Origin of the sequence: Halochromatium roseum (genome assembly GCF_016653315.1) — a bacterium.
Lineage (GTDB): Bacteria > Pseudomonadota > Gammaproteobacteria > Chromatiales > Chromatiaceae > Lamprobacter > Lamprobacter roseus.
In genome coordinates, this window is sequence record NZ_NHSH01000070.1 from 82,472 (window position 1) to 102,763 (window position 20,292).

At 59.6% G+C, this 20,292-nt stretch carries 34 protein-coding genes; all 34 read left to right on the forward strand.

Annotated elements, in window-relative coordinates; all coding sequences use genetic code 11:
* Positions 1 to 98 precede the first annotated feature (98 nt).
* The 34 genes from rpsL to pip all read left to right on the forward strand — a co-directional run bounded on the left by rpsL (position 99) and on the right by pip (position 20,284).
* Complete coding sequence (rpsL, locus tag CCR96_RS19060) at positions 99 to 473, forward strand: 30S ribosomal protein S12 (RefSeq protein ID WP_200240781.1); 375 nt, start codon at positions 99 to 101, stop codon at positions 471 to 473.
* 85 nt (positions 474 to 558) lie between these two features.
* Positions 559 to 1,029, forward strand: a complete 471-nt coding sequence (rpsG, locus tag CCR96_RS19065) for a 30S ribosomal protein S7 (protein WP_201222278.1) — start codon at positions 559 to 561, stop codon at positions 1,027 to 1,029.
* Between the two features lie 56 nt (positions 1,030 to 1,085).
* Positions 1,086 to 3,182 (forward strand): elongation factor G, encoded by a 2,097-nt coding sequence (gene fusA, locus CCR96_RS19070; RefSeq protein WP_201222280.1) that lies wholly within the window; start codon positions 1,086 to 1,088, stop codon positions 3,180 to 3,182.
* A 62-nt stretch (positions 3,183 to 3,244) separates the two neighbouring features.
* Positions 3,245 to 4,435, forward strand: coding sequence for an elongation factor Tu (gene tuf / locus CCR96_RS19075; RefSeq protein WP_201222282.1), 1,191 nt, complete (start codon positions 3,245 to 3,247; stop codon positions 4,433 to 4,435).
* Between the two features lie 5 nt (positions 4,436 to 4,440).
* The gene (rpsJ, locus tag CCR96_RS19080) at positions 4,441 to 4,752 is read left to right on the forward strand and encodes a 30S ribosomal protein S10 (RefSeq protein WP_200343988.1); all 312 of its coding nucleotides are present in this window, start codon (positions 4,441 to 4,443) and stop codon (positions 4,750 to 4,752) included.
* Between the two features lie 10 nt (positions 4,753 to 4,762).
* Complete coding sequence (gene rplC / locus CCR96_RS19085) at positions 4,763 to 5,416, forward strand: 50S ribosomal protein L3 (RefSeq protein WP_201222284.1); 654 nt, start codon at positions 4,763 to 4,765, stop codon at positions 5,414 to 5,416.
* A 2-nt stretch (positions 5,417 to 5,418) separates the two neighbouring features.
* Positions 5,419 to 6,027, forward strand: a complete 609-nt coding sequence (gene rplD / locus CCR96_RS19090) for a 50S ribosomal protein L4 (RefSeq protein ID WP_201222286.1) — start codon at positions 5,419 to 5,421, stop codon at positions 6,025 to 6,027.
* Complete coding sequence (gene rplW / locus CCR96_RS19095) at positions 6,024 to 6,332, forward strand: 50S ribosomal protein L23 (protein ID WP_200240799.1); 309 nt, start codon at positions 6,024 to 6,026, stop codon at positions 6,330 to 6,332. The genes rplD and rplW overlap by 4 nt, the downstream gene beginning before the upstream one ends.
* Before the next feature lie 47 nt (positions 6,333 to 6,379).
* Complete coding sequence (rplB, locus tag CCR96_RS19100; RefSeq protein ID WP_201222288.1) at positions 6,380 to 7,207, forward strand: 50S ribosomal protein L2; 828 nt, start codon at positions 6,380 to 6,382, stop codon at positions 7,205 to 7,207.
* 21 nt (positions 7,208 to 7,228) lie between these two features.
* Positions 7,229 to 7,507, forward strand: a complete 279-nt coding sequence (gene rpsS, locus CCR96_RS19105) for a 30S ribosomal protein S19 (protein WP_200240803.1) — start codon at positions 7,229 to 7,231, stop codon at positions 7,505 to 7,507.
* A gap of 10 nt (positions 7,508 to 7,517) precedes the next feature.
* Positions 7,518 to 7,862, forward strand: coding sequence for a 50S ribosomal protein L22 (gene rplV, locus CCR96_RS19110; RefSeq protein ID WP_201222291.1), 345 nt, complete (start codon positions 7,518 to 7,520; stop codon positions 7,860 to 7,862).
* Between the two features lie 3 nt (positions 7,863 to 7,865).
* Entirely contained in the window at positions 7,866 to 8,540 is a 675-nt protein-coding gene (gene rpsC / locus CCR96_RS19115) for a 30S ribosomal protein S3 (RefSeq protein WP_201222293.1), read from the forward strand.
* Positions 8,541 to 8,543: 3 nt separating this feature from the next.
* Positions 8,544 to 8,957: a 50S ribosomal protein L16 gene (rplP, locus tag CCR96_RS19120; protein ID WP_200240818.1), complete on the forward strand. Its 414-nt coding sequence runs from the start codon at positions 8,544 to 8,546 to the stop codon at positions 8,955 to 8,957.
* The gene (gene rpmC, locus CCR96_RS19125) at positions 8,957 to 9,166 is read left to right on the forward strand and encodes a 50S ribosomal protein L29 (RefSeq protein WP_201222295.1); all 210 of its coding nucleotides are present in this window, start codon (positions 8,957 to 8,959) and stop codon (positions 9,164 to 9,166) included. Before rplP ends, rpmC begins: the two co-directional genes overlap by 1 nt.
* On the forward strand, positions 9,163 to 9,423 hold the full coding sequence (gene rpsQ / locus CCR96_RS19130) for a 30S ribosomal protein S17 (protein ID WP_201222297.1): 261 nt from the start codon (positions 9,163 to 9,165) through the stop codon (positions 9,421 to 9,423). The genes rpmC and rpsQ overlap by 4 nt, the downstream gene beginning before the upstream one ends.
* 104 nt (positions 9,424 to 9,527) lie before the next feature.
* On the forward strand, positions 9,528 to 9,896 hold the full coding sequence (gene rplN, locus CCR96_RS19135) for a 50S ribosomal protein L14 (protein ID WP_200240825.1): 369 nt from the start codon (positions 9,528 to 9,530) through the stop codon (positions 9,894 to 9,896).
* 2 nt (positions 9,897 to 9,898) lie between these two features.
* Positions 9,899 to 10,216: a 50S ribosomal protein L24 gene (rplX, locus tag CCR96_RS19140; RefSeq protein WP_201222299.1), complete on the forward strand. Its 318-nt coding sequence runs from the start codon at positions 9,899 to 9,901 to the stop codon at positions 10,214 to 10,216.
* A gap of 4 nt (positions 10,217 to 10,220) precedes the next feature.
* Entirely contained in the window at positions 10,221 to 10,760 is a 540-nt protein-coding gene (gene rplE, locus CCR96_RS19145; protein WP_201222572.1) for a 50S ribosomal protein L5, read from the forward strand.
* Positions 10,761 to 10,776: 16 nt separating this feature from the next.
* Entirely contained in the window at positions 10,777 to 11,082 is a 306-nt protein-coding gene (gene rpsN, locus CCR96_RS19150) for a 30S ribosomal protein S14 (RefSeq protein ID WP_201222307.1), read from the forward strand.
* Positions 11,083 to 11,221: 139 nt separating this feature from the next.
* Positions 11,222 to 11,620, forward strand: coding sequence for a 30S ribosomal protein S8 (gene rpsH / locus CCR96_RS19155; protein ID WP_201222309.1), 399 nt, complete (start codon positions 11,222 to 11,224; stop codon positions 11,618 to 11,620).
* Positions 11,621 to 11,631: 11 nt separating this feature from the next.
* The gene (gene rplF / locus CCR96_RS19160) at positions 11,632 to 12,165 is read left to right on the forward strand and encodes a 50S ribosomal protein L6 (RefSeq protein WP_201222311.1); all 534 of its coding nucleotides are present in this window, start codon (positions 11,632 to 11,634) and stop codon (positions 12,163 to 12,165) included.
* Positions 12,166 to 12,174: 9 nt separating this feature from the next.
* Positions 12,175 to 12,531: a 50S ribosomal protein L18 gene (gene rplR, locus CCR96_RS19165; protein ID WP_201222313.1), complete on the forward strand. Its 357-nt coding sequence runs from the start codon at positions 12,175 to 12,177 to the stop codon at positions 12,529 to 12,531.
* A 10-nt stretch (positions 12,532 to 12,541) separates the two neighbouring features.
* Positions 12,542 to 13,048, forward strand: coding sequence for a 30S ribosomal protein S5 (gene rpsE / locus CCR96_RS19170; RefSeq protein ID WP_200240844.1), 507 nt, complete (start codon positions 12,542 to 12,544; stop codon positions 13,046 to 13,048).
* Positions 13,049 to 13,057: 9 nt separating this feature from the next.
* Entirely contained in the window at positions 13,058 to 13,246 is a 189-nt protein-coding gene (rpmD, locus tag CCR96_RS19175) for a 50S ribosomal protein L30 (protein ID WP_200240847.1), read from the forward strand.
* A 1-nt stretch (position 13,247) separates the two neighbouring features.
* Entirely contained in the window at positions 13,248 to 13,691 is a 444-nt protein-coding gene (gene rplO, locus CCR96_RS19180) for a 50S ribosomal protein L15 (protein WP_201222315.1), read from the forward strand.
* Positions 13,692 to 13,721: 30 nt separating this feature from the next.
* Positions 13,722 to 15,074 carry a preprotein translocase subunit SecY gene (gene secY / locus CCR96_RS19185; RefSeq protein WP_201222317.1) on the forward strand — a complete coding sequence of 451 codons (1,353 nt, stop codon included), beginning with the start codon at positions 13,722 to 13,724 and terminating at the stop codon, positions 15,072 to 15,074.
* A 104-nt stretch (positions 15,075 to 15,178) separates the two neighbouring features.
* Positions 15,179 to 15,292 carry a 50S ribosomal protein L36 gene (gene rpmJ / locus CCR96_RS19190; RefSeq protein WP_200240854.1) on the forward strand — a complete coding sequence of 38 codons (114 nt, stop codon included), beginning with the start codon at positions 15,179 to 15,181 and terminating at the stop codon, positions 15,290 to 15,292.
* Between the two features lie 105 nt (positions 15,293 to 15,397).
* Positions 15,398 to 15,754, forward strand: coding sequence for a 30S ribosomal protein S13 (gene rpsM / locus CCR96_RS19195; protein ID WP_201222319.1), 357 nt, complete (start codon positions 15,398 to 15,400; stop codon positions 15,752 to 15,754).
* Between the two features lie 81 nt (positions 15,755 to 15,835).
* Positions 15,836 to 16,222: a 30S ribosomal protein S11 gene (gene rpsK, locus CCR96_RS19200; RefSeq protein ID WP_200240865.1), complete on the forward strand. Its 387-nt coding sequence runs from the start codon at positions 15,836 to 15,838 to the stop codon at positions 16,220 to 16,222.
* A gap of 13 nt (positions 16,223 to 16,235) precedes the next feature.
* Entirely contained in the window at positions 16,236 to 16,856 is a 621-nt protein-coding gene (gene rpsD / locus CCR96_RS19205) for a 30S ribosomal protein S4 (protein ID WP_201222328.1), read from the forward strand.
* A 20-nt stretch (positions 16,857 to 16,876) separates the two neighbouring features.
* Positions 16,877 to 17,890 carry a DNA-directed RNA polymerase subunit alpha gene (locus CCR96_RS19210; protein WP_201222330.1) on the forward strand — a complete coding sequence of 338 codons (1,014 nt, stop codon included), beginning with the start codon at positions 16,877 to 16,879 and terminating at the stop codon, positions 17,888 to 17,890.
* A 61-nt stretch (positions 17,891 to 17,951) separates the two neighbouring features.
* Entirely contained in the window at positions 17,952 to 18,344 is a 393-nt protein-coding gene (gene rplQ / locus CCR96_RS19215) for a 50S ribosomal protein L17 (RefSeq protein WP_201222332.1), read from the forward strand.
* Between the two features lie 129 nt (positions 18,345 to 18,473).
* Positions 18,474 to 19,211, forward strand: coding sequence for an SAM hydrolase/SAM-dependent halogenase family protein (locus tag CCR96_RS19220; protein ID WP_338035915.1), 738 nt, complete (start codon positions 18,474 to 18,476; stop codon positions 19,209 to 19,211).
* Positions 19,212 to 19,282: 71 nt separating this feature from the next.
* The gene (gene pip / locus CCR96_RS19225) at positions 19,283 to 20,284 is read left to right on the forward strand and encodes a prolyl aminopeptidase (RefSeq protein WP_201222336.1); all 1,002 of its coding nucleotides are present in this window, start codon (positions 19,283 to 19,285) and stop codon (positions 20,282 to 20,284) included.
* The last annotated feature ends 8 nt before the right edge of the window (positions 20,285 to 20,292 follow it).

Sequence of the window (20,292 nt, forward strand, 5' to 3'; positions counted from 1 at the left end):
CCTCAATCTGAAATTCCAAGTTCGGGCATCGCCAGCTAGAGGCTGCGGGCTCAGACTTTTAGTGCATACACATTGCATCCAAGCCGTCGGAGTCAGTCATGGCGACAGTCAACCAATTGGTGCGCAATCCTCGCAAGCGCCGTGTTGTGAAAAGTACGGTGCCAGCACTCGAGGCTTGCCCTCAGAAGCGCGGCGTCTGCACTCGTGTGTACACCACGACACCGAAAAAGCCAAATTCCGCACTCCGAAAGGTCGCGCGCGTTCGGCTCACCAATGGCTTTGAGGTCGCCTCCTATATCGGCGGTGAGGGCCATAATCTGCAAGAACATTCGGTCGTGCTCATCCGTGGTGGTCGCGTCAAGGACCTTCCTGGTGTGCGCTACCACACGGTGCGCGGCACACTCGACGCATCCGGTGTTGAGAAGCGCCGCCAAGGTCGTTCCAAGTATGGCGCTAAGCGCCCGAAGAGCTAAGCCGCTCTTCACCCATTGCCGCGTCCAACGCCTTACTCGTCGAACGCGCTAACCTCTCAATTAGGTCGTCGGAGCCTGAAACGCAATGCCGAGAAGACGCATCGTAGGTCGTCGCCAGATCCTGCCGGACCCTAAGCATGGCAGTGAGCTGCTGACGAAGTTCATCAATATGCTCATGGAAGACGGCAAGAAGGCTGTTGCCGAGCGAATCATCTACGGCGCGCTCGATCGCGTGGTCGAGAAAAAGGGCGCTGAGCCCCTCGAACTGCTTGATCAGGCGATGGAAAACGTTCGGCCAGTGGTTGAGGTCAAATCCCGCCGCGTCGGTGGGGCGACCTACCAGGTTCCGGTCGAGGTGCGGCCATCACGTCGCAATACGCTCGCCATGCGCTGGCTGATCGATGCATCGCGCAAGCGCTCTGAGAAGTCGATGGCGTTGCGACTCGCGGGCGAACTCATGGACGCGGCTGACGCCCGTGGAACCGCGGTAAAGAAGAAGGAAGATACGCATCGCATGGCGGAGGCAAACAAGGCCTTCTCGCATTATCGCTGGTAGCGCAGTCATACGCGCGCAGCTCCCGGTACTCACCTCAGGCAATAGGCAACGCAGTCGTGGCACGTAGCACACCAATCGATCGGTACCGAAACCTCGGCATCATGGCGCATATCGATGCCGGCAAGACGACGACGACTGAGCGCATCCTGTTTTACACCGGGCTGTCGCATAAGATCGGTGAGGTGCATGACGGCGCCGCGACCATGGACTGGATGGAGCAGGAACAAGAGCGGGGGATCACCATCACCTCGGCTGCAACGACCTGCTTCTGGTCTGGGATGGATCAGCAGTTCCCGGAACATCGAATCAATATCATCGATACTCCAGGGCACGTTGACTTCACCATTGAGGTGGAGCGCTCGCTGCGCGTACTCGATGGCGCTTGCACTGTTTTCTGTGCCGTTGGCGGCGTAGAGCCACAGTCTGAAACCGTCTGGCGTCAGGCGGATAAGTACGGTGTACCGCGCATTGCTTTCGTCAATAAGATGGACCGGATGGGCGCGAATTTCTTGCGTGTCGTCGGTCAAGTCCAAGATCGCTTAGGCGCTGTTGCGGTTCCGCTCCAGCTGCCGATCGGTGCTGAAGAGGGTTTTGCCGGCGTCGTCGATCTTGTTCGAATGACTGCGATCTACTGGAACGAAGAAGATAAGGGGCTGACCTACGACGCTCGCGCTATACCGACAGACATGGCTGACGCCTGCGCTGAATGGCGCGAGAAGCTGGTCGAGGCTGCTGCGGAAGCAAATGAAGAGCTGATGGAGAAGTACCTCGAAGGCGGCGAGCTGACCGAGGATGAGATCCAGGTGGGCATTCGCAAGCGCACGATCAATAACGAGATCGTGCCGATGCTGTGCGGCTCGGCGTTTAAGAACAAGGGTGTTCAAGCGATGCTTGATGCGGTGGTCAGATATTTGCCATCGCCACCTGAAGTGCCGGCGATCAAGGGTGTACTGGATGACGCCGCTGAGACCGTCGAAGAACGTCCATCGAAGGACGATGCTCCCTTTGCTGCCTTGGCCTTCAAGATCGCGACCGACCCCTATGTCGGCACACTGACCTTCTTCCGCGTCTATTCCGGCGTGCTGAATGCGGGCGACAGCGTGCTCAATCCGGTCAAGAGTAAAAAGGAGCGGGTCGGGCGTATCCTGCAGATGCACTCGAACGATCGCAAGGAGATCAAAGAGGTTCGGGCGGGTGACATCGCTGCCGCGGTTGGTCTCAAGGATGTTACGACCGGTGACACCCTTTGCGCGCTCGATAAGCCGATCACACTCGAACGGATGGAGTTCCCGGAGCCGGTGATCTCAGTTGCGGTCGAGCCGAAGACCAAGAGCGATCAGGAAAAGATGGGTGTCGCGTTGCAGAAGCTGGCGCAAGAAGACCCGTCGTTCCGTGTGCGCTCCGACGAAGAATCCGGCCAAACCATCATCTCCGGTATGGGCGAGCTGCATCTGGAGATCATCGTCGACCGCATGCGACGTGAGTTCAACGTCGAAGCCAACGTCGGTGCGCCGCAGGTCAGCTACCGTGAGACCTTGCGGGCGACGGTCGAGCAGGAGACCAAGTTTGCTCGCCAGTCTGGTGGTCGCGGCCAATACGGTCACGTCTATATCCGGCTCGAGCCACAGGAGCCGGGCGCTGGTTACGAGTTTACCAATGCGATTGTCGGCGGTGCGGTCCCGAAGGAATACATCCCAGCTGTTGATAAAGGCATCCAAGAGGCGATGACCAACGGTGTGATCGCCGGTTTCCCGGTGGTCGATGTGAAGGCAACGCTCTATGACGGCTCGTATCACGAGGTTGACTCGAGCGAGATGGCATTCAAGATCGCGGGCTCAATGGCCTTCAAGGAAGCGGCATCGAAGGCCAAGCCGGTGTTGCTCGAGCCGATCATGAAGGTCGAGGTGGTGACACCCGAGGAGAACATGGGTGATGTCATGGGCGATCTGAACAGCCGCCGCGGCATGATTCAGGGGATGGAAGACACACCCTCTGGGAAGATCATCCGTGCCGAAGTGCCGTTGTCGTCGATGTTTGGCTATGCGACGGACTTGCGTTCGGCAACGCAGGGGCGTGCGAGCTACAGCATGGAGTTCTCCAAGTACAACGAGGTTCCGGCGAGTATCGCCGAGACCGTCGCCAAAAAACGATAGCGTTGACCGCAGCAGGTCGACGCCCGCTAACGATTGCAGTGGATCTTTGAGGGGATACGGGCATGTCCAAAACAAAGTTCGAGAGAAACAAGGCGCACGTCAACGTTGGCACGATTGGTCACGTTGACCATGGCAAGACCACGCTGACGGCAGCGATCACGGTGCATCAGGCGAAGAAATTTGGAGGTGAGGCACGCGCCTACGACCAGATTGACAACGCCCCAGAAGAGCGCGAGCGCGGCATCACCATTGCCACCGCCCACGTCGAATACGAAACCGATACGCGCCATTACGCCCACGTTGACTGCCCCGGCCACGCCGACTATGTCAAGAACATGATCACTGGTGCGGCGCAGATGGATGGCGCCATCCTCGTGGTCTCCGCCGCCGATGGTCCCATGCCGCAGACGCGCGAGCACATCCTGCTCTCGCGTCAGGTTGGCGTGCCCTACATCGTCGTCTATCTGAACAAAGCCGACATGGTCGACGACGCCGAACTGCTCGAACTCGTCGAGATGGAAGTGCGCGAGTTGCTCGACAGCTACGAATTCCCCGGCGACGACACCCCCATCATCACCGGCTCCGCGCTCAAAGCGCTCGAAGGCGACGAAAGCGAGATCGGCGGCCCCTCCATCGACAAACTCATGGACGCCCTCGACAACTACATTCCCGAGCCCGAGCGCGCCGTTGACGGCGCCTTCCTGATGCCGATCGAAGACGTCTTCTCGATCTCCGGGCGTGGCACCGTGGTCACCGGACGCGTTGAGCGCGGCATCATCAAGGTTGGCGAAGAAGTCGAGATCGTCGGCATCAAGGACACCACCAAGACCACCTGCACCGGGGTTGAGATGTTCCGCAAGCTGCTCGACCAAGGTCAAGCCGGCGACAACATCGGTGCCCTGCTGCGCGGCACCAAGCGCGACGACGTCGAGCGCGGTCAAGTACTGGCCAAGCCCGGCTCGATCACCCCGCACACCCACTTCGAAGCCGAAGTCTACGTGCTGAGCAAAGAAGAAGGCGGCCGCCACACCCCGTTCTTCAACGGCTACCGCCCGCAGTTCTACTTCCGCACCACCGACGTCACCGGAGCCTGTGAACTGCCCGAAGGCATCGAGATGGTCATGCCCGGAGACAACGTCAAGATGACGATCAAGCTCATCGCGCCGATCGCGATGGAGGAAGGACTGCGCTTTGCCGTCCGCGAAGGTGGCCGCACCGTCGGCGCCGGCGTCGTCGCGAAGGTGATCGAGTAAATCGCATGGCAAGTCAACGCATACGCATTCGACTGAAGGCATTCGATCATCGACTGATCGATCAGTCCGCCCGCGAGATCGTCGATACGGCCAAGCGCACAGGCGCACAGGTGCGCGGCCCGGTACCGCTGCCCTCGCGCCACGAGCGCTACACCGTGCTGATCTCGCCGCACGTCAACAAAGACGCACGCGACCAGTACGAACTCCGCACCCATAAGCGGCTGATGGATATCGTTGATCCGACGGACAAGACGGTCGACGCCCTAATGAAGCTCGACCTGGCTGCCGGCGTCGACGTACAGATCAAACTGAGCTGAGGTTAAGACGATGGCCATTGGCGTAATCGGCCGCAAAGCCGGTATGACCCGCATCTTTAATGACGATGGACAATCGATCCCGGTCACCGTCATTGAGGTGCAGCCCAACCGTGTGACCCAGGCTAAGACTGAAGAACGTGACGGTTACCGTGCGGTGCAAGTCACCACTGGCCGCCGTCGTAAAACACGTGTGACGCAGCCACTCGCCGGACATTATGCGAAGGTCGGTGTTGAGCCGGGTACGGTATTGCGGGAGTTTCGGCTAGAGCCGGGCGAGGGCGAAGACCTCACCGATGGCGCCGAGCTGAACGTCTCACTGTTCGAGGTAGGGCAGAAGGTAGACGTGCGGGGTGTCACCATCGGGCGTGGTTTCACTGGCACCATTCGTCGGCACCACTTCCGCGGTCAAGACAGTACGCACGGCAACTCGCTGTCGCATCGGGCTCCGGGTTCGATTGGCCAATGTCAGACCCCAGGCCGCGTCGTCAAGGGAAAGAAAATGGCCGGGCAGATGGGCAATGTCAATCGTTGTCAGCAGAATCTCGAGGTCATCCGCGTTGATGCCGAGCGCAATCTGCTGCTGATCCGTGGCGGTGTGCCTGGGCCGGCGGGCGGTCGCCTCGTGGTTGTGCCGTCTGTGAAACAGAAGAATCGAAAGGGTTAATCATGGAACTGGCTATTCGCAACGCCGAGTCGTCCTCGGTCCAGGTCGCCGACCTGGTCTTTGGCGCGGACTATAAGCCGGGCCTGGTCCATCAGGTCGTAACGGCCTATATGGCCGGCGGGCGGGCCGGGACCAAGGCGCAAAAGAATCGTTCTGCCGTCAGTGGTGGTGGCGCTAAGCCTTATCGCCAGAAGGGGACGGGTCGGGCGCGCGCAGGTACCAGTCGCAGCCCACTGTGGCGCAGTGGTGGTGTGACCTTCGCCGCGCAGCCGCGCAACTATGAGCAGAAGGTCAATCGCAAGATGTACCGTGGCGCATTGCGCTCGATCGTCTCTGAGTTGGTCCGCGCCGATCGCCTGCTGGTGGTCTCCGAGTTCACGATTGAAGCGCCCAAGACCAAAGCGGTGCTCGCGAAGCTCGCCGAGCTGAACCTCGAGCGTGCGTTGGTGCTGGTCGACGAGGTGGATGACAACCTCGCGTTGGGCGCGCGCAATCTGCCTGGGGTTTGGGTAGATACGGCTGCCGGTGTTGATCCGGTGAGCCTTGTTGCTGCGGAGCAGGTTCTGATCACAGAGGCCGCGCTGCGCCGTCTAGAGGAGCGTTTGTCATGAATGCCGGCGTCAATCAAGAGCGACTGATGAAGGTATTGCTCGGACCGATCATTTCCGAGAAGGCCTCTATCGTTGCGGATCAGTCCGCGCAATATGCATTCCGGGTCGAGCCGACAGCGACCAAGCGTGAGATCGGGCAGGCCGTTGAGCTATTGTTCGAGGTCAAGGTCGATGCCGTGCAGGTACTTAACGTCAAAGGCAAAGCGAAGCGCTTCGGCGGTCGGCTGGGCAAGCGTCCGGGTTGGCGTAAGGCCTACGTGCGCCTCGCACCTGGCAACGACATCGACTTCGGGGGCGGGGCCTGATCGGCGGAGCTTAGGCTAAGGCCCACCAAAGATACGGATCACAGACAATGGCTATCGTAAAAACAAAACCGACGTCGCCAGGCCGGCGTTTCGTCGTCAAGATCACTGGCGCCGGGCTGCACAAGGGTGCGCCACACGAGGCCTTGGTCACCAAGAAGTCGAAGACTGGCGGCCGCAATAATCAGGGCCGTATCTCGGTACGCCATCGCGGTGGTGGCCATAAGCAGCGTTATCGCATCATTGATTTCAAGCGTCGCAAGCAGGGCATTCCCGCGATTGTTGAGCGGATTGAGTACGATCCTAACCGCAGCGCAAACATCGCCTTGCTGAAGTACGCCGATGGTGAGCGCGCCTACATCATCGCGCCCAAGGGGCTGACCGAAGGGGCCGCAGTGATGGCCGGAGAAGCGGCACCGATCGCTGCCGGTAACTGCTTGCCGCTACGCAATATCCCGGTGGGTACCGAGGTGCACTGCATTGAGATGCGGCCAGGCAAGGGCGCTCAGATTGCTCGTGCCGCTGGTGCCTCGGTCCAGTTGGTGGCTCGCGAGGGCAACTTCGCAACCCTGCGGCTTCGCTCCGGAGAAATGCGCAAGGTGCAGGCTGACTGCCGCGCGGTGATTGGCGTCGTCGGCAACGGCGAGCACAGCCTGCGTAAGCTCGGTAAGGCCGGAGCATCGCGTTGGCGCGGAGTGCGTCCGACCGTACGCGGTGTCGTGATGAACCCGGTCGATCACCCGCACGGCGGTGGTGAAGGCCGGACCTCGGGTGGTCGTCACCCGGTGAGTCCTTGGGGTGTTCCCACCAAGGGTCACAAGACTCGAAACAACAAGCGTACGGACGGCATGATCGTACGTCGTCGTCGGCGCAAGTAAGACAACGCGAGGAGCGATCACGTGGCACGTTCGATCCACAAGGGTCCATTTATCGATCATCACTTGGCCAAAAAGGTCGAGGATGCGGTGGCCCAGAATAGTAAGCGGCCGATCAAGACATGGTCTCGCCGGTCAATGATTTTGCCGGAGATGGTTGGGTTGACCATCGCCGTCTATAACGGTCGCCAGCACGTGCCGGTGTTGATCAATGAAAACATGATCGGCCACAAGCTCGGCGAGTTCGCGCTGACCCGGACCTTCCGCGGTCATGCGGCGGATCGCAAAGCGAAGAAGCGCTAGGGGATTTGGCATGCAAGCAGCAGCGACACTGAAGTACGCGCGCATCTCGGCGCAGAAAGCGCGTTTGGTCGCGGATCAGATCCGCGGACAGCACGTTGAGCAGGCCCTGAATGACCTGGCATTTAGCACCAAGAAAGGCGCGCGCATGCTGCGCAAGCTCTTGGAGTCGGCGATCGCCAATGCAGAGAATAACGCCGGTGCCGACATCGATCAGCTGCACGTCGTCGAGGTGCAGGTGGGCGAGGGTCCGACGATGAAGCGCCTGCGGGCTCGGGCCAAAGGCCGGGCGTCGCGGATCTTAAAACGCACCAGCCACATTAGTGTCCGGGTAGCAGAACGCGACGGTCGGGGTTGAGGCATGGGACAGAAAGTACATCCAGTTGGTATTCGGCTTGGTATCGTCAAGGATTGGAATTCGACCTGGTACGCAAGCACAAAAGATTATCCTGATCTGTTGAACAACGATCTCGAGGTGCGGGAGTTTCTGAAGAAGAAGCTGTCGAATGCCTCGGTCAGTCGTATTCAGATCAATCGCCCAGCGCGTAATGCGCATATCACCATCCATACCGCACGACCCGGCGTCGTGATCGGTAAAAAGGGTGGCGATATCGACAAGCTGCGCGCTGAGGTCTCGGAGCGGATGGGCATTCCGGTGCACATCAGCATTGAGGAGATCCGTAAACCTGAGCTCGATGCGCAGTTGGTTGCCGAGGGGATCGCCCAGCAGCTCGAGCGGCGCATCATGTTCCGGCGTGCGATGAAGCGGGCCGTCCAAGGCACGATGCGGGCTGGTGCGGGTGGTGTTCGAGTGAATATCGCAGGTCGCCTCAATGGTGCCGAGATCGCGCGCTCCGAATGGTATCGTGAGGGCCGGGTGCCGCTGCATACGCTACGGGCTGATATCGACTACGGCTTTGCCGAAGCGCGGACCACGTACGGCATCCTCGGGGTGAAAGTATGGGTCTTCCGCGGCGAGATCCTGTCCGATTTCCCCGGTACCGGCGTCAAAGACAAGACCGATAAGAAGGGTTGAGCCATGCTGCAACCAAAACGTACAAAATTCCGAAAGCAGCATAAGGGCCGCAACCGGGGCTTGGCGCAGAGTGGTAGCCAGGTATCCTTTGGTGAATACGGCCTGAAGGCTGTCGGTCGAGGACGGTTAACTGCCCGTCAGATCGAGGCCGCTCGACGTGCCATCACCCGTAAGGTGAAACGCGGCGGCAAGCTATGGATTCGTGTCTTCCCTGATAAGCCAGTCTCGAAGAAACCGCTCGAGGTTCGCATGGGTAAAGGCAAGGGCAACGTCGAGTATTGGGTCGCGCTGATCCAGCCGGGTCGGATGCTCTACGAGATCGAGGGGGTCACCGAGGAATTGGCGCGCGACGCCTTTCAACTCGCTGCGGCCAAGCTGCCAGTGCAGACTCGATTCGAGAAGAGGACAGTGCTCTGATGAAAGCTCAAGAATTACGCGCACTCGGCACCGCTGAACTCGAGAAGCGACTGCACGAATTGCTCAGGGAGCAGTTCAATCTGCGCATGCAGCAACGCACCGGTCAGCTTTCGATGCCTTCCCAAGTCAAGGCCGTGCGCCGTGACATCTCTCGGGTGAAGACCCTGATGACAGAGCAAACCAAGGCGGCGGCGGGGACCGGTCAATGAGTGAGAAGACTGAGAGCAATCGCGTACTCACCGGGCAGGTGATTAGCAACGCAATGGACAAGACCATTACCGTGGTCATCGATCGTCGGGTGAAGCATCCGCTCTACGGTAAGTTTATGCGTCGCTCGACCAAGATCCATGCGCATGATGACGCGAACGAGTGCAATAAGGGCGATTTAGTGCGTGTCGAGCAATGCCGCCCGCTGTCGAAAACCAAGAGCTGGCGGTTGGTCGAGGTCATTGAGCGCGCCCGCTAGGCAGCGTCTCGGCAGGTCTTCTCTCGCTTTAGATATGCAGACCAGACGTGCAGACCAGGCTTCGGTCGGCACCCGCTCAGCAGTTGCAAAGGTAGGTTCAACCAATGATTCAAATGCAGACCCGCCTCAGCGTGGCCGACAACAGCGGAGCGCGCTCGGTGCAGTGCATCAAGGTGCTTGGCGGCTCGCATCGACGGTACGCGGGCATTGGCGATGTGGTCAAGGTCACGGTGAAGGATGCGATCCCGCGTGGCAAGGTCAAGAAGGGCGACGTGTTCAACGCGGTTGTCGTGCGGACGCGCCAGGGTGTTCGCCGCCCGGATGGCTCGCGGATTCGGTTCGACGGCAATGCCGCCGTGCTGCTCAACAACCAGTTGCAGCCGATCGGCACCCGCATCTTTGGCCCGGTTACGCGTGAGCTCCGCGGTGAGCGCTTCATGAAGATCATCTCGCTGGCGCCCGAGGTCCTCTAAACATGAATAAGATCAAGGTAGGCGATGACGTAATGGTCATTGCTGGTAAAGACAAAGGCAAGCGCGGCACCATTCTCAAGATGGACGGTGACCGGGTCGTGGTGGAAAACGTCAATATGGCGAAGAAGCACCAGAAGCCGAACCCGCAAAAAGGCGTCCCCGGCGGCATCGTCGACAAGGAGATGCCTCTGCATCGCTCGAACGTGGGTCTCTATAACCCGGCGCTCGGGCGTGCAGACCGGATTGGCTTCAAGACGCTTGAAGACGGAAACAAGGTTCGGATTTTCAAGTCTGACGGCGAAGTCGTGGACGTTGGGTAAGCATATGTCTAGGTTGCAGACACTCTACAACGAGAAGTATGTCGGTGAGCTGAAAGAGCGCTTTGGCTTCAAGAGCGTGATGCAGGTTCCGCGGCTGACGAAGATCACCCTCAACATGGGTGTGGGTGAAGCCGTGACTGATAAAAAGGTCATGGACTTTGCGGTGGGCGATCTGACCAAGATCGCAGGCCAAAAGCCAGTTGTGACCAACGCGCGCAAGTCCGTCGCCGGGTTCAAGATCCGCGAGGGCTGGCCAGTCGGTTGCAAGGTGACACTTCGTCGCGAACGGATGTATGAATTCCTCGACCGGCTGATCAACGTCGCGATGCCGCGCGTGCGGGACTTCCGCGGCCTCAGTCCGAAGGCATTCGACGGCCGCGGCAATTATTCGCTGGGTGTCCGCGAGCAGATCATCTTCCCAGAGATCGACTACGACAAGATCGACTCGGTGCGCGGGCTCGATGTCGTCATCACGACGACGGCGCGCAATGACGAGGAAGGGCGCGCGTTGCTCGAGGCCTTCCAGTTCCCATTCCGTACCTAATTTTCGGAGGCAAAGGTTGGCGAAAAAGAGCATGATTGCGCGCGACGTCAAACGCGCAAAGATCGCGAAGCGTTACGCAGAGCGCCGCGCGCAGTTGAAGGCAGTGATCAACGATCGAAGCGCTGAGCCAGAGCAGGTTGAAGCGGCAGTCGTGGCGCTGCAGAAGCTGCCGCGTGATGCCAGCCCGACGCGTTATCAGCGTCGTTGCAAGATCAGCGGACGGCCGCACTCTGTCTACCGCAAGTTCGGGCTTGGTCGCAACAAGCTGCGGGAAGCCGTCATGCGCGGTGATGTACCGGGCGTTGTGAAGGCTAGCTGGTAAAGAAGCCGATCTGCTGAAGCCGATCTGCTAAAAAATCGATCGGAATGTCCGATCAACCTGTTCGCTCAGTGTCGAGCAGGATCGAGAAACCCGAGCGGGTATCGCGCTCTCATCAGCGGTCTGACCCCGGAGTAAAACAATGAGTATGACCGATCCCATTGCGGATATGCTAACGCGTATCCGTAACGGCCAAGCGCGCGGCAAGATCACGATCTCGATGCCGCTGTCGAAGAAAAAGCTGGCCGTCGCCAACCTCCTTAGGGATGAGGGCTACATCGCCGACGTCTCCGTCGAAGACGATGACAGCGTCAAGCCACAGCTGGTCCTCAAACTGAAATATTACCGCGGCAAGCCGGTTATCGAGTACCTGAAGCGGGTCTCACGGCCAGGCTTGCGTATCTATCGCGGCAAAGACGAGCTTCCCAGCGTCTGGGGTGGGCTCGGCGTCGTGATCATATCGACCTCGCAGGGCTTGATGTCCGATCGTGCCGCGCGTAAGGCCGGCCACGGTGGCGAGATCCTGGCCTACGTCGCCTAGGGGAGGATGTCATGTCTAGAATAGGTAAGGCGCCGGTCCAGGTGCCGAAGGGTGTTGACATCAAGATGGCGGGCCGTGAGGTCACTGTGAAAGGGCCGAAAGGCTCGCTCTCGTGGTCGATACATCCGTACGTTGAGGTCGATATCGATGGCGCTGTCCTGACCACGCGCCCGGCGAACGACAGCGATTCACAGTGGGCGATGGTCGGCACCACGCGTGCTCTCCTGAACAACATGGTTCAAGGCGTCAGCAGCGGCTTCGAGCGTAAGCTCAGCCTGGTTGGCGTTGGCTATCGCGCACAGGCTAAGGGCAAGGTGCTCAATCTGGCCCTTGGATTCTCGCATCCCATCGACTTCCCAGTTCCGGACGGGATCGAGATCGAGACACCCACGCCGACGGAGATCGTCGTGCGCGGGATCGACAAGCAGAAAGTCGGTCAGGTGTCTGCCGTGATTCGCGGGTTCCGTCCGCCGGAACCTTACAAGGGCAAGGGTGTTCGTTACGCGGATGAGCAGGTTCTGCGTAAAGAAGCCAAGAAGAAATAGGTGATGCGGATGGATAAGAAACATGCCCGGCTTCGGCGTGCGACGCGCGCTCGGGCCAAGATTCGCGAGATCGGTGGCTATCGGCTCTGCGTCTATCGCACGCCACGACACATTTACGCCCAGGTCATCGGCGAAGGCGGTGATCGCGTGATCGCCTGTGCCTCGACCGTTGAAAAAGAGCTGAAGGCTGCCTGCGAGGGGCATACCGGTAACGTCAGCGCGGCCGCTAGGATCGGCCATGCGATTGCCGAGCGGGCTCGCTCTGCTGGGGTCGAAAAGGTGAGCTTCGATCGCTCTGGCTTTAAATATCACGGCCGCGTCAAGGCGCTCGCCGACTCCGCGCGTGAGCACGGGCTTCAGTTCTGAGGAGACGCAGATGTCGAATTACAACCCCAAGCCCGAAGGCGACGATCTGCTCGAGAAGCTGATTTCCGTCAATCGCGTGGCGAAAGTCGTGAAGGGTGGCCGCGTCTTTGGCTTCGGCGCCTTAACCGTAGTTGGCGATGGAAAAGGCCGTGTCGGTTATGGGACCGGCAAGGCACGTGAGGTACCGGTCGCGATCCAGAAGGCGATGGAGAGCGCACGTAAGAACATGGTCGACATCAAGCTCAAGGGCAGCACCCTACAATATCCGGTCAATGGTCGGCACGGTGCCGCGCATGTCTATATGCAGCCCGCCTCCGAAGGTACCGGGATCATTGCTGGTGGTGCCATGCGTGCCGTGTTCGAGGTCGTTGGCGTGCAAGACGTTCTAGCGAAGTGCATTGGCACGAACAACGCCATTAACGTGGTGCAGGCAACGATCAACGGCCTCTCCAACATGGTCGATGCCGAGGTGGTTGCCGCGAAACGCGGTAAGACGGTCGACGAGATCCTAGGGTAGGAGCGAGCAATGGCGGAGAACAGGATGAAGGTGCAGCTCGTACGGAGCATGCACGGGCGCTTGAAGACGCACCAAGCTTGTGTCCGCGGTCTAGGCTTGCGGCGCATGCACCAGATCGTCGAGGTGGAAGATACGCCGGCGACCCGTGGCATGGTCAACAAGGTGCAATACATGGTTCGCGTTTTGGGGGACGGTTGAGATGCGTCTGAACACTCTTTCGCCCGACTTAGGCAGTCGGCCCGATGCCAAGCGCGTCGGCCGCGGCATCGGTAGCGGGCTCGGCAAGACCGCGGGGCGTGGTCACAAGGGCCAAAAGTCACGGACTGGCGGCTTCCACAAGACCGGTTTCGAGGGTGGCCAGATGCCGTTGCAGCGGCGTCTGCCAAAGGTGGGCTTTCGTTCGCGCAAGGCGGCAAGCAAAGATGAGATTCGGCTCAGTGAGCTGAAGCGGCTCGAGAGCACCGAGGTTGATCTGGCCAGCCTCCGCGCTGCAGGCTTGATCACGGGTGCGGTGTCAAGCGTGAAGCTGATCAAGTCCGGTGACGTTGATCGCGCCTACCAAGTCAAAGGGCTGGGTGTGACAGCCGGTGCGCGTGCCGCAATCGAAGCGGCCGGCGGATCGGTCGCCGACAGCGACAGCTAAACCAGCAAGAGCGAACCAGGGGCGATCCAAATGGCGAAGAACACGGCCTCAATGATGCAGTCACTCGGCGGCATGGGCCGGCTGACAGAGCTGCGGCAGCGTCTGCTGTTCGTGCTCGGCGCGCTGCTCGTCTACCGGATCGGCACCTTCATCCCGGTTCCCGGGGTGAATCCCGCAGCCCTGGCTGTGCTCTTCGATCAAAACCAGGGCTCAATCCTTGACATGTTCAACATGTTCTCGGGTGGTGCGCTAGAGCGCGCGAGCATCCTGGCGCTCGGGATCATGCCGTACATTTCCGCTAGCATCATCATGCAGCTGATGTCGGCCGTGATCCCCCAGCTCGAACAATTGAAGAAAGAGGGTGAGGCCGGGCGACGCAAGATCACCCAGTACACCCGTTATGGCACTGTGGTGCTGGCGACCTTTCAAGCGATCGGCATTTCGATTGCGTTGCAGGGGCAGACGGCTGGTGGCTCGTCGTTGGTGGTGCAGCAGGGATTTGGCTTCGTCTTCACCGCTGCCGTGTCGTTGGTCACTGGAACGATGTTTCTGATGTGGCTAGGCGAGCAGATCACCGAGCGCGGAATCGGCAATGGTATCTCGCTGATCATCTTTGCCGGTATTGTGGCCGGCCTGCCGGCGGCGGTTGGTGGAACCCTTGAGCTGGTTCGCACGGGCGAGATGAATGCACTGGCGGTGCTGGTCTTGTTTGCCCTGGCGCTCGCGGTGACTGCATTTGTGGTCTTCGTCGAACGCGGCCAGAGGCGAATCACGGTCAATTATGCTCGACGCCAACAAGGGCGTCGAATGTTAGCTGCACAAAGTACGCATTTGCCCTTGAAGCTGAATATGGCGGGTGTGATTCCACCGATCTTTGCTTCCAGTATCATTCTGTTCCCGGGCACCCTTGGCCAATGGTTTGGTCAGTCCGAGAACATGCGTTGGCTCGCTGATTTGACCAGCAAGCTATCGCCGGGTGAGCCGGTTTACGTTATCTTTTATGCGACCGCGATCATCTTTTTCTGCTTTTTCTATACCGCCTTGGTGTTCAACGCTAAGGATACAGCGGACAACCTCAAGCGCTCGGGGGCCTTTATCCCTGGTATTCGGCCTGGAGAGCAGACGGCACGATACATCGATTCAGTGATGACTCGGCTTACAGCCGCGGGTGCGCTCTACATCACTGCGGTCTGTCTGTTGCCGGAGTTCTTAATCGTCGGCTGGAATGTGCCGTTCTACTTCGGCGGTACTTCGTTGCTGATCGTCGTTGTGGTGGTGATGGACTTCATGGCCCAGGTGCAGGCGCACCTGATGTCGCACCAGTACGAAGGCCTCATGAAGAAGGCCAACCTGAAAGCACCAGGCGCTGGCCTAACACGCTGACGAGGCGTTGTCACAATCCACTCGCTGTTGGCTGAAGCAACGCGACGCGCAATTGGCGCGAGCGGCTCAGCCTTCAACCCTTTACATCGAAAACGGAGACAATCATGAAGGTAAGAGCATCTGTCAAAAAGATGTGTCGCCACTGCAAGACGATTCGTCGCAACGGCACGATTCGTGTGATCTGCAAAGACCCGCGTCACAAACAGCGCCAGGGCTAGCGAGCGGAAGCATGCTGCCGCTTCCAACGGAAGGCGCACGGTGCTAAACTGCTCTGTTTACACTTTTTCTTCTGACAGAACTGAACGCTTAGGAGCGCAACGCGCATGGCTCGAATCGCCGGAGTCAATATTCCAGACCGCAAACATGCGGTCATTGCCTTGACATCGATCTACGGGATCGGGCGGACTCGGGCGGTCTCCATTTGCGAGGCCGCACAGGTGCCGACCACCGCGCCCATCCGTACATTGAGCGAAGACGAGATCGATCGTCTGCGTAACGAGGTCAGCAAATTTTCGGTCGAAGGCGACCTCCGGCGTGAGGTATCGATGAATATCAAGCGCTTGATGGACCTTGGCTGTAATCGTGGGATTCGGCATCGTCGCGGCCTGCCGCTGCGCGGCCAACGCACGCGCACCAATGCGCGGACGCGTAAAGGACCGCGGCGCCCAGTTCGTCGTTAACACCGTTCAAGGGCTCTGTCCGACCGGCGCGGGATCGTGCTGGCGGCAGGGATCGCCTTTTCCGCTCGGAGACAGATTACAGTGGCTAAACAGCTGCGCACGCGCAAAAAAGTAAAGAAGCAGGTGGCGGATGGGGTCGCACACATCCACGCCTCCTTCAACAACACCATCATCACGATTACCGATCGACAGGGTAATGCCTTGACTTGGGCAACCTCCGGTGGCTCCGGTTTTCGCGGCTCGCGTAAGAGTACACCCTTTGCCGCTCAGGTCGCTGCAACGCGGGCTGGTCAGGCCGCAAAAGAATTCGGTGTCGTGAATCTTGACGTTCATGTCAAGGGCCCCGGCCCGGGCCGCGAATCCGCGGTCAGAGCGTTGAATAATGCCGGTTTCAAGGTTGCGAGCATCACCGACGTGACGCCGATCCCACACAATGGTTGCCGACCGCCGAAGAAGCGGCGCGTATAACGGGGCAGAGAACATGGCGAGATACATTGGTCCCACCTGCAAGCTTGCACGCCGTGAAGGCGTTGATCTTGGGCTCAAAAGCAGGGCACGCGCGCTCGAGACCAAGTGCAACCTGGAGAAGCAGCCTGGTCAGGCGGCTGATCGGCGGCGTCGGCTCTCCGATTATGGTCTGCAGCTGCGAGAGAAGCAGAAGGTTCGGCGTACCTACGGTGTGATGGAAAAGCAGTTCCGCAACTATTACGCCGAGGCTGCGCGCCGCAAGGGTGCAACCGGCGAAAACCTGCTGCAACTGCTGGAACGCCGGCTTGATAATGTGGTGTATCGGATGGGCTTTGGCGCGACGCGCGCTGAGGCAAGGCAGCTGATCGGTCACAAGGGTGTGCTGGTCAACGGCAAAGTGGTTTCGATACCCTCCTATCAAGTGACGGTCGAAGACGAGATCGAGGTCCGCGAGAAGGCGAAAAAGCAGGTGCGCGTACAGAACGCCCTGGCACTCGCCGAGGCGAACGGTTTCGCTGAATGGGTCGAAGTCGATAGTAAGTCAGCGAAAGGGGTCTTCAAGCGGATTCCAGACCGGGTCGATCTGCCATCCGACATCAATGAGTCGCTCATCGTTGAGTTGTACTCGAAATAACGCCGTCGAGGGAGTTTTCTATGTCAGACGTCGCAGGCGGCTTTCTAAAGCCGCGCATCGTCAAGGTCGACCCCGTCGCCGGTAATCCGAATCGCGCTAAGGTCTCGCTAGAGCCCTTCGAACGTGGTTTTGGCCACACGCTCGGCAATGCGCTACGGCGGATCTTATTGTCGTCGATGGACGGGTTTGCCGTCACCGAGGTCGAGATCCAAGGCATCCTACATGAGTACACGACGATTGAGGGCGTGCAGCAGGATGTGCTCGAGATTCTGCTCAATCTGAAGCAGCTTGCCATCCGACTCCATGGTCGTGATGAGGCAACCTTCACCTTGAGCAAGGTCGGGCCAGGAGCGGTCACCGCCGGCGATATCAAAATCGACCATACCGCAGAGGTTGCGAACCCTGAGCTGGTGATCGCGAACCTGACCGGCAAGAGTGAACTCAGCATGTCGCTGACCGTACGTCGTGGCCGCGGCTATGAGCCGGCGAGCTTGCGCGAGGCAGCGAGTGGTGAGGAGCGGCCGATCGGCAAGCTGCCGCTCGATGCAACCTTCAGTCCGGTGTTGCGCGTTGCGATCGATGTCGAGGCGGCACGTGTTGAGCAGCGAACCGATCTTGATCGGCTCGTGATCGACATCGAGACCGATGGTACGCTCGATGTCAAGGGTGCGGTGCAGCGCGCAGCGACCATCTTGCGCGATCAGCTCAGTAGCTTTGTCGATCTCGACCAGTCCGGCCCAACCGACGGGGTCAGCGATGAGCGTCCGAGTGAGCCAGCCTATGATCCGATCTTGGTGCGGCCCGTCGACGAGCTTGAATTGACAGTGCGCTCCGCGAACTGCTTGAAAGCAGAAAACATCTACCTTATCGGTGATCTGATTCAGCGTACCGAGGTTGAGCTGTTGAAAACGCCCAATCTTGGCAAGAAGTCGCTCACCGAGATCAAGGATGTGCTGGCGACGCGGGGCTTATCACTCGGAATGCGTCTCGAGAACTGGCCACCCGATAACATTGAAGAGTTGATGGTCAAATAAAGACCGAAACAATAGGGACCGGGCTAGTGGCGACCGGAACAGTACCGATCGGAACAGAACAATGCGACATCAAAAAACTGGAAGAAAACTCAATCGAAATAGCGCCCACCGCGAGGCGATGTTTCGCAACATGGCGGGTTCGCTATTTCGGCACGAGCTGATTAAGACGACGCTGCCGAAGGCCAAGGAACTGCGCCGTGTCGCAGAGCCCTTGATTACCTTAGCAAAGGAAGACTCGGTGCATCATCGCCGCCTCGCGTTTGCGCGGCTGCGGGATAAAGAGATCGTCGGCAAGCTCTTTACCGAGCTGGGACCTCGCTATAGCGAGCGTCCGGGAGGCTATCTGCGCATCCTCAAGTGTGGTTTTCGCGCCGGCGATGCGGCACCGATGGCCTATGTCGAGCTAGTTGATCGCCCGGCTGAAGAGGCCATCATTGAGGCCGACGAGGATTGACGCACGACCTCATCAATGGTGCGGTGATGCGCCAGTTTTGCGACGCGACGGCCGGGCTTGACCCGGCCGTTTGCGTTTCAAGCCCAGTATCGGTTTCGAACTCAGTCGAGTGTTAAACCCAGAACCATGATGCAGCGCTGTGCTCGAATCGCCCTCCTGAGCGACTTTGGCGTTGGACCCTATGTTGGGCAAATGCAGCTTCGGCTGACCGAGCTTGCGCCAAACGTCCCGGTCGTCACGCTCATTTCAGACCTCCCGCCGTTCCGACCGGACCTGGCTGCCTACCTGCTACCCGGTCTGCAGTCTGGAATGCCATTGGAGACGGTCTATTGCTGTGTGGTTGATCCTGGGGTTGGCACGAGCCGAGAGGTGATCATCGCGCGGCGTGGTGCTGATTGGTGGCTGGGGCCAGATAACGGACTCCTCATACCCTTGTTGCAAGGTCAAGCAGACATAGATCTGTATCGCCTCAGCTGGCGCCCCGCACAACTCTCAGCGAGTTTTCACGGACGGGATCTGTTCGTTCCGGTTGCGGCGCGCTTGGTGCTCGGCGAACTGCCGACGGCAAAGCGCATCACATTCACTCAGCTCGTTGGCGCCGATTGGCCAGGGGAGCGCGCCTGCATCTGCTACGTCGATGCGTTTGGCAATCTCATGACGGGTCTCCAAGCAGACGGTCTGGCAGCGGATGCCGAGCTGCTAGCCGCTGGTCAACGGCTGAAGGCGGCGCGGACCTTCGCCGATGTCGCCGTCGGGGAGGCTTTTTGGTATCGCAACGCCTTCGGTCTGGTTGAACTCGCAGTGAACCAAGGGCGGGCTGATGCTCGCCTAGGGCTAGGCCTCGGTGACTCCGTGGAGCTGGTTTAACGGGGCCCGGAACCTTGGATTCGCCGTCATGCCCTCATCTAGCTTATGAGATCAACGAAGAGTGCCTAAACGTGCAAGAGATTAGCAGCGCCTTGTATCCACCGATCGAGCCCTTTGCTGTTGACCGCCTTGCCGTTGGCGAGGGGCATGAGCTCTACCTCGAGCAATGCGGAAACCGCGACGGCATCGCAGCGGTGTTCTTGCACGGTGGACCAGGCGCTGGTTGCGGACCCTCGCATCGTCGCTTCTTTGATCCTGAACGCTACCGAATCATCCTCTTCGACCAACGCGGTTGCGGCCGCTCCCGACCGCACGCGAGCATCGAGCACAATAGCACCTGGGATCTGGTCGCCGATATGGAGCGGATTCGCGCGCATCTCGGCATCGATCGCTGGTTGGTTTTTGGCGGCTCCTGGGGTTCGACACTGGCCTTGGCCTACGCCGAAACCTATCCGGAGCGGGTCAGCGCCTTGGTGCTGCGTGGGATCTTTCTCTGCCGTCCGGAGGAGATCGCCTGGTTTTATCAGCAGGGCGCGAGCTGGGTCTTCCCGGACCACTGGCGTGATTTTTTGGCGCCGATCCCAGCGTCCGAGCATGGCGATCTGCTCCATGCCTATCATCGCCGTTTGACCGGCTCGGATGCGGAGATGCGGTTGGCTGCGGCTAAGGCCTGGTCGATATGGGAGGGCCGCTGTGCAACCCTGTTGCCGGACCCTAACATCCGCCGCAGTTTCAGCGACGAGTGTCTGGCGCTCAGCTTGGCGCGCATCGAATGCCACTATTTCGTCCATCAGGCATTCTTGCGGCCAAATCAGTTGTTGGAGGATGCGCCCAGGCTCAGTGAGATCCCCGGTGTCATCGTCCATGGTCGCTATGATTTGATCTGTCCTTTACGCTCCGCTTGGGAGCTGGCTGAGGCTTGGCCGCGCGCCTCGCTCGAGGTGATCGCTGATGCCGGCCATGCCGCCTTCGAGCCTGGGATCGCCCGTGCGCTAGTGGCGGCGACCGACCGGATGGCAGCTGAGCTCGATCTGGAGCCGACTCCTGGTGAGTTCGATGCCGCCAAGCGTTGAGTCGATAG

Bases quoted from the DNA above. Each gene is read 5' to 3' on its own strand.
- rpsM (WP_201222319.1), top strand. From the start codon at position 15,398: ATGGCTCGAATCGCCGGAGTCAATATTCCAGACCGCAAACATGCGGTC.
- tuf (WP_201222282.1), top strand. From the start codon at position 3,245: ATGTCCAAAACAAAGTTCGAGAGAAACAAGGCGCACGTCAACGTTGGC.
- rplW (WP_200240799.1), top strand. From the start codon at position 6,024: ATGAATGCCGGCGTCAATCAAGAGCGACTGATGAAGGTATTGCTCGGA.
- rpsQ (WP_201222297.1), top strand. From the start codon at position 9,163: ATGAGTGAGAAGACTGAGAGCAATCGCGTACTCACCGGGCAGGTGATT.
- rplP (WP_200240818.1), top strand. From the start codon at position 8,544: ATGCTGCAACCAAAACGTACAAAATTCCGAAAGCAGCATAAGGGCCGC.
- rplC (WP_201222284.1), top strand. From the start codon at position 4,763: ATGGCCATTGGCGTAATCGGCCGCAAAGCCGGTATGACCCGCATCTTT.
- rplR (WP_201222313.1), top strand. From the start codon at position 12,175: ATGGATAAGAAACATGCCCGGCTTCGGCGTGCGACGCGCGCTCGGGCC.
- rplF (WP_201222311.1), top strand. From the start codon at position 11,632: ATGTCTAGAATAGGTAAGGCGCCGGTCCAGGTGCCGAAGGGTGTTGAC.
- rpsE (WP_200240844.1), top strand. From the start codon at position 12,542: ATGTCGAATTACAACCCCAAGCCCGAAGGCGACGATCTGCTCGAGAAG.
- rpmD (WP_200240847.1), top strand. From the start codon at position 13,058: ATGGCGGAGAACAGGATGAAGGTGCAGCTCGTACGGAGCATGCACGGG.
- rplN (WP_200240825.1), top strand. From the start codon at position 9,528: ATGATTCAAATGCAGACCCGCCTCAGCGTGGCCGACAACAGCGGAGCG.
- rplO (WP_201222315.1), top strand. From the start codon at position 13,248: ATGCGTCTGAACACTCTTTCGCCCGACTTAGGCAGTCGGCCCGATGCC.
- rplQ (WP_201222332.1), top strand. From the start codon at position 17,952: ATGCGACATCAAAAAACTGGAAGAAAACTCAATCGAAATAGCGCCCAC.
- rpsL (WP_200240781.1), top strand. From the start codon at position 99: ATGGCGACAGTCAACCAATTGGTGCGCAATCCTCGCAAGCGCCGTGTT.
- rplE (WP_201222572.1), top strand. From the start codon at position 10,221: ATGTCTAGGTTGCAGACACTCTACAACGAGAAGTATGTCGGTGAGCTG.
- rpsG (WP_201222278.1), top strand. From the start codon at position 559: ATGCCGAGAAGACGCATCGTAGGTCGTCGCCAGATCCTGCCGGACCCT.
- rpsJ (WP_200343988.1), top strand. From the start codon at position 4,441: ATGGCAAGTCAACGCATACGCATTCGACTGAAGGCATTCGATCATCGA.
- rpsH (WP_201222309.1), top strand. From the start codon at position 11,222: ATGAGTATGACCGATCCCATTGCGGATATGCTAACGCGTATCCGTAAC.
- secY (WP_201222317.1), top strand. From the start codon at position 13,722: ATGGCGAAGAACACGGCCTCAATGATGCAGTCACTCGGCGGCATGGGC.
- rplB (WP_201222288.1), top strand. From the start codon at position 6,380: ATGGCTATCGTAAAAACAAAACCGACGTCGCCAGGCCGGCGTTTCGTC.
- rpmJ (WP_200240854.1), top strand. From the start codon at position 15,179: ATGAAGGTAAGAGCATCTGTCAAAAAGATGTGTCGCCACTGCAAGACG.
- rpmC (WP_201222295.1), top strand. From the start codon at position 8,957: ATGAAAGCTCAAGAATTACGCGCACTCGGCACCGCTGAACTCGAGAAG.
- rplV (WP_201222291.1), top strand. From the start codon at position 7,518: ATGCAAGCAGCAGCGACACTGAAGTACGCGCGCATCTCGGCGCAGAAA.
- rplD (WP_201222286.1), top strand. From the start codon at position 5,419: ATGGAACTGGCTATTCGCAACGCCGAGTCGTCCTCGGTCCAGGTCGCC.
- rpsC (WP_201222293.1), top strand. From the start codon at position 7,866: ATGGGACAGAAAGTACATCCAGTTGGTATTCGGCTTGGTATCGTCAAG.
- rpsD (WP_201222328.1), top strand. From the start codon at position 16,236: ATGGCGAGATACATTGGTCCCACCTGCAAGCTTGCACGCCGTGAAGGC.
- CCR96_RS19220 (WP_338035915.1), top strand. From the start codon at position 18,474: ATGCAGCGCTGTGCTCGAATCGCCCTCCTGAGCGACTTTGGCGTTGGA.
- rplX (WP_201222299.1), top strand. From the start codon at position 9,899: ATGAATAAGATCAAGGTAGGCGATGACGTAATGGTCATTGCTGGTAAA.
- CCR96_RS19210 (WP_201222330.1), top strand. From the start codon at position 16,877: ATGTCAGACGTCGCAGGCGGCTTTCTAAAGCCGCGCATCGTCAAGGTC.